Genomic DNA, 5,811 nt, shown 5'->3' on the forward strand with positions numbered 1-5,811 from the left:
GGTCTTTGTCGATGCTCATACGTGGGTCTCCTCTGAGAGCAGTTACCACGTCAGCGCACAAAATTTAGGATAGTCCCCAAGACCAATGACACCGCGCTCGCCGCCTTCATCTCGGCCAAGGCCGAGATCGACGCGATGCTCGAACGCCTCGCCGCGCTCAGCGCCGAACACTTCGAATGCAGCCCCGAGCATGTGAACTGGGGCGATGTCGGGACGCTGGAGCACTACCGCGCCCGCCTCCGCGAAATCACCGACATGGCGTTCCGCGAGGGCGAGCACGCCGACTGATCCTCACGCCGCCGCCGTTGCAATTCCGTCCAGCCGCACCGCGACGCTGGTGACGCCGTTTCCCGCCGCCTCGACCGCGACGCCAATGGGGAAGCGCCCCGCGGCCGGGGTGGTCACTTCCCCCGCAGTGTTATCCCACGCCACGCGCGCGCCGACCGTCAGCACCGCGGCGCTGGCCTTCGGCAGCCGGAACACGCCGGTGGTGGAGAGCTCGACCGGGTCGCCCTCGGCCGAGGAATAGGCCGCGATGCCGAAGATGTTGCCGACGATCAGCGCGTCGCCAGAGGCGATGCCGCCCGCGGGCGTGGTGACGCGCACGATGTGGCCGTTCTGGAGGTAGTTCTTCATCTCAGAGCCCTTTCGAGGATTGGATGCGGACGACCGAGATGCGGTCGGTCGCTCCCGCGATCTGTCGGTTGAGGTCCGCGAGCGCGGCGGCCATCTCGCCGTCGCTCGCGTAGGTGACGCGCTTGCCGTCGTATTCGACGGTGCGGACGCCCCGGTAGCGCGCGGCCATCAGGGCGTCCCGCCAGGCGGTGAGCTGGGCGACGTCGGCCATTCTCACGCGCCCGCATTCATGAACCAGCCGCGGTGGTCGATGAACCCGGCCCCGAAATCCAGGATCACCCGGATCTCGACGCCGTCCACGTCCCAGCCTGAGCGGCTCTCGACCTGCGGGCCCTCCGCGCCCGAGAGATAGGCGAACTCCAGCCCGTCGATCTCACCGGGATCGGCGGTGACATACCAGCGCGTGGCGCTCGACAGCCGCGGCTCGACGACCAGCGAGAGCGAGCCCGAGAACGGGTTCACGTCGGCAGCGGTCGCGGGCGCGATGCTGGCCAGCCACTTCTCGGCGGTGGTCTCCAGCGCGGGCGGAACCAGCAGGGTGCGGGGCGTCACGCGGATCGTGCGATCCTCGATGCCCTTCTGTGTCCTGAGCGCCAGCCGGGCTGCAGAGAGCGTCGCGTCGGAGATCACAGCACCCGTGCCCGCCTTGTTGCCGTGATCGGCATGGAACAGGGGCTTGCCGTCGGACATCGTGGGCCCGTTGCCGCTACCCGCCTCGAGCAGTGTGACGAGGATGCGCGCCTCGGTCTCGGCGGCGGCCTGCCCCATGCGGCGGGCGAGGTCCGCAAAGGCGCCGAGGTCGTCGTTGACCAGCAACTGCCGGGTGACGCCGATCTTCCGCGCCCAGGTCTCGACCTTGTAGGCCTCGCGCGCCTCGGCCATCGTCCCGGCCTTGATCTCGCCGTGCTCGTTCAGCTTCTCCAGCAGCGGCGCCTCGCCCAGCATGATCTTGTTCACCGCGCGGAAGTCCCGTGCCGTGGTCTGGCGGCCGAGGCGGCGAATGCCCGAGGGCGCGGCCTGATAGGCGTCGCGCAGCACGCGGCCCACCGTGTCCCCGAGGATGATGGGGAAGTCGGAGGTCGTGTGTAGCGCGCGGGTGACGAGGCTCGCGGGCGACAATGCCATGGTGGACTCGCCGCGCAGGGTCAGCAGCTCCTTCGCCATGTCGACCGGGGTCGAATAGGCATAGCGGCGGGCCGGGTCGCTCAGTTCGTGCCGCGGGTTGATCCGCGCATAGAGGGCCTCGCCCATCTGACGGGCCCGGAGCGCGGGGTCGTCCTGGCTGTCGCCCATCTCCACGCGGACCTGCTCGGTGCGGATCGCGGATGCACTGCGCTTGGCCAGCGCATCGAAGGCAGCGCGGCGGGCGGTGTCGGCATCCGCGTTCGCGTCGATCTGCCCGTCGATCCAGGACTGGTCCAGCCCGGCGATGCGGGCAATGGAGCGGATCTCGGCATTCGCTGCGGCGCGGGTCTCGGCGGTGGGCGCCGTATCGGCTGCCTCTCGGGTGGTCGTATCGGTCATCTCTGTCTCCATGCGAATATGGGCGCCGGGATCGGCGGGCGTCGGCACCAGGGAAATCTCGTGAGGTGTCCAGCGCACCGCGGTCAGCACGCGCGCGCCGTTCTCGGTGGTCTCGGCCCAGTCCTCGACGGCGTAGCCGACCGAGACGTGCCGCAGGATGCCCGCCAGCACGTCCTGCCAGACCGGCTCCACCTCGGGCCGCGACGAAAACTGGATAAGGGCGGTGCCGCGCTTGCCGTCGACGGCGGCGCTGCGCACGGAGCCCAGCACGTCGCGGACGGCGGTCTGGCGGTGTGCGTCCAGCACGCTCGCCCCTTCGAGGCGCGTGAGATCCACCGCCTCGGGCGCGAGGCTAAGACGCTCGATGTACTGCCCCGCCATGTCGCGGCGGCGCACCGGCGCGCCGGTAGACCAGACCACCTCGACGGTGCGGGCTTCCGGATCGGCGGAGGCGGGCGCCAGCGTCGCACGGCGGGTGAGGATACCCTTCCCGCCTGGAAGGGTTTGCGACGCCTCGTATTGCAGGGCATCTGTCGCGGTCTCAGCCATCGGCGTTCTCCTTCTGCTGGGGAGCCGCCGTCTGGCCGAAGGCGAGCCCCAGCCCCTCCGCGCGTTCGCGGTCCGCGGCGATCTCGGCATCCACCTGTTCGGCGTCGTAGCCGCGCTCGGAAATCGCCTGGGACCGGCTCTTGAGCCCCGCGCCGATCGCCATGATCTCGGCCTGCACGTCCTTCATCGGATCGACGTAGTCGAACTTCGGCGGCAGCCACTCGCAGCCGAGATAGGCGTCCGGGTTCCGGTCGAAGTCCCGCGCGGGCAGCTCGCCGGTCAGAACCGTAAGGCGAACGAACCGCTCCCAGACCGGGCGGCAGAACAGGTGCACCACCACGTTGTGCTGCAATTGCTCGACGCGGCGGCGGAACTCGATCAGCCCCGCGCGGATCGAGGAATAGGTGACCCCCTCCAGGTCGCCCGAGACCAGCTCGTAGGGCAAGCCCAGCCCGGCCGCGACGGCGCGCAGATGGTTCTTCACGAAGGGCGCATAGGCGTCGTGCTCGGTCGGGTTGGAAAAGCGGATGTCGGTGCCGGGCGGCAGAGGGATCAGGCTGCCTGGCTCCATGCCGACCGTCAGCGCGCCATTGGTGTTCGTGCCGCTCAGGCCACCTGCCGTGCCATCGGGATCGGTGATGAAGCCGGTGAAGAGCGCCGCGACCTTGGCCTTTACCAGCGCAGCGTCCTCGAACTGGTCGAGCTCGTGCAGCCGCAGCAGCACCGGCGCGAGCCAGGTGATGCCACGCAACTGGCCCGCCGCGAGCGGCTTGAACAGGTGCAGGCAATCGGCGGCGGGGACGCGGATCGGGTCCATGCGGAGAGACCCGAGAGGATCGCCCGGGCGGGAGGACAAGACCCGATAGGCGACCCGGCGACCTGCGGCATCGAACTCGATGCCCGCCCGGATCCGCGCCCCGCCGCCGATCTCGCGGTGCAGGTCCATGGGAACCTGCTCGCGATCCAGAAGCTCGAGATGGAGAGGAAGGACGCTGGCCTCACCGGCGACGCGTAGCCGGGCGAAGCTCTCGCCGCTCTCGACCATCGCGCGCACGGCCATGGCCTGCAGCCCGTAGAAGTCGGCCAGCCCGTCCGGGGCGGCGTGATCGGTCCAGCGCAGCCAGAGCGCCTGCAGCCGCTCGCGCACCGCCCGGTCGGGGTGGGTGGATTGCGGCTTGATCCCGGCGCCGACGACATTGCCGACCAGGCTGTCCACCGCCGCCGCGACCCACGGGTTGTTCCGCGCATACCACCCGGCCCGCCGCGCCGCCGTGGTCGCGCCCGCGAGGATCGCCGCGTTCAGCCCGTCGACCGTCCTCGCCCCCTCCCAACGCCGCCCGCCACCCGCAGCGTCGAAGCCGCGAGCGCGCGCGAGGCCGAGAAGGCGATGAAGGATGGTCCGCATGGGCGGCAGAATCGCCCGAAACGGACCCTCAAGCTATTGGGAATGTTTGGGAAATTTCGTCATCCAGAACTGGCTGAGTCTACTATACCAGTGCAACGTGCGAGCTTCTCTTTGGCGGGTTCGGAAACGAGACTTGCTCGCTTAACACCATTCTGGCGACCTTAGCTCGAATGTCCGGCTGACCTACTAACAAGCTGTCGACGAAAGGCTTGATTTCGTCCCGCTCTGCCTGCGAGAGGATCGGTACCATGACTTCTGAGGCGTCGTCAGACGTTATCTCCGCTAGGCCATCAGAACCCCGTGCGAAGCCACGCATCTGGATTGAATAGGCCTCGGCGCAGAGAAATGAGATAACATCGACTAGCCGTTCCTCTTCCCCGGCCTTCATTCGCAGGCGATGGCAGCCATTTGTCACAACTACATTTTTCGCGTCTCGAGGAATTAGGCACCATTTTTGCACGCTTCCCCAGATTGAGCCAACAAAGATATCCTTTCCCTCCGCAAAGTGTTTGGCGCGCTGAGGCAACTCCCAGCCACGAAGTTCTTCCCCTCTGTAGTCGCCTTGACCGATGTTCTGGAGCTCTACGTACGTGTATATTTGTCGGGCAACCTTTTTGATTTTGGCCCCTTTGCTGTTGTGGATTTCAGGAACGAAATCCACCACATCACCAAGTCGAAAATATGGTTTCGCTGCGATCTCATCGCGAACTGATGAGAACTTTCTGCAGAGACGCTTGGGATCCAGTGTCAGGTCGTTGTCTCTAGTTACGCGAGAAATCGGAACGGCCCAACCGGAGCCAGGTGAAGATCCGGGCGCCCCATCTACTAGCCATGGAAACTCTGAAGTCACAGCGCTTGATCGAAGATCATCAAGCGAACTTGTGAAATCCGCGTCTAAGATGCGTTCACCGTCTTCATCTATAATATAGCTCCCATCTTCTTGGTTTCGGACATAGCGAGGCGCTGCCTTTTTATCCCCCAAGTTCCAACCGACATTCTCAATCATTTGAACGGAAAAGTGGTATGTATCGTCTTCTCTTGCATCGGTGAGGGGTTCCTCCCGCTTTTCAAGATAGACGACGCTGGCGCTAACATCTGCACCAGAAGTTTTGAAGGTGAAGCGCGGAAAGGAGCAAATAGCGACAACGCGAGTATGTCTTAAGAGCCATTCTCGTAAAACTTGATAGCGAGCTGAGCGATTTCCTAGGTAGCCGTTTGGAAAGATGATTCCGATACGACCACTTCCTGGTTTGGCCTGCTTGACGCAAACTTCCGCAAACAAAATTCCAGTCTCTTGCTGTGCAACAAGCTTTGCGTCTTTTTTCCAAGAGCCGGTTGATGGATCAAGGGTCCACTCATGTCCGAGATCGAAATTTCGGAGCACCGAGGTCCGCTTTTCGACAATGCGAAGGCCAAACGGTGGATTGCATACCATAATATCATAGCGATCTAGTTCATCATTCACGCTTTGCAGGGAGTCGCCTTCTTTAATGTTGGACTTGCCGTCACCGTTGAGAAGCATGTTCAAAACGGCCACCTGTACAGCGTTTTCAGAATTGTCGACTCCCCAAATGCAATCCGCGTACCTTGGGTCGGTATCTCGCCTTTTGTGAAAGGCGGTGAACCGCGCCGGGTTTGCCGGAGGCTGATTTCGGTTAGTTACGCGGCCATGGCGTCAGTTTCCAGAGCGGCGTAGA

The 5,811-nt window shown here is 64.5% G+C and carries 5 protein-coding genes and 1 pseudogene; 1 reads left to right on the forward strand and 5 read right to left on the reverse strand.

The window, feature by feature from the left end:
• Window positions 1-69: 69 nt before the first annotated feature.
• Window positions 70-288: a hypothetical protein gene (locus tag RGD00_RS22825; RefSeq protein ID WP_310459549.1), complete on the forward strand. Its 219-nt coding sequence runs from the start codon at window positions 70-72 to the stop codon at window positions 286-288.
• A gap of 3 nt (window positions 289-291) precedes the next feature.
• Here the strand turns inward: RGD00_RS22825 and RGD00_RS22830 are convergent, their stop codons facing one another.
• The 5 genes and pseudogenes from RGD00_RS22830 to RGD00_RS22850 form a co-directional block, all read right to left on the reverse strand.
• Entirely contained in the window at window positions 292-636 is a 345-nt protein-coding gene (locus tag RGD00_RS22830; protein ID WP_310459545.1) for a DUF2190 family protein, read from the reverse strand.
• Between the two features lies 1 nt (window position 637).
• Window positions 638-847 carry a phage head-tail joining protein gene (locus RGD00_RS22835; protein WP_310459546.1) on the reverse strand — a complete coding sequence of 70 codons (210 nt, stop codon included), beginning with the start codon at window positions 845-847 and terminating at the stop codon, window positions 638-640.
• 2 nt (window positions 848-849) lie between these two features.
• Window positions 850-2,643, reverse strand: coding sequence for a prohead protease/major capsid protein fusion protein (locus tag RGD00_RS22840; protein ID WP_345784595.1), 1,794 nt, complete (start codon window positions 2,641-2,643; stop codon window positions 850-852).
• Between the two features lie 58 nt (window positions 2,644-2,701).
• A complete protein-coding gene (locus tag RGD00_RS22845; protein WP_310459548.1) occupies window positions 2,702-4,114 on the reverse strand; it encodes a phage portal protein in 1,413 nt (470 codons plus the stop codon).
• Window positions 4,115-4,196: 82 nt separating this feature from the next.
• Window positions 4,197-5,699: pseudogene (locus RGD00_RS22850) on the reverse strand (HsdM family class I SAM-dependent methyltransferase); the annotation flags it as partial.
• Between the last annotated feature and the right edge of the window lie 112 nt (window positions 5,700-5,811).

Origin of the sequence: Ruixingdingia sedimenti (assembly GCF_031432425.1) — a bacterium.
GTDB lineage: Bacteria > Pseudomonadota > Alphaproteobacteria > Rhodobacterales > Rhodobacteraceae > Ruixingdingia > Ruixingdingia sedimenti.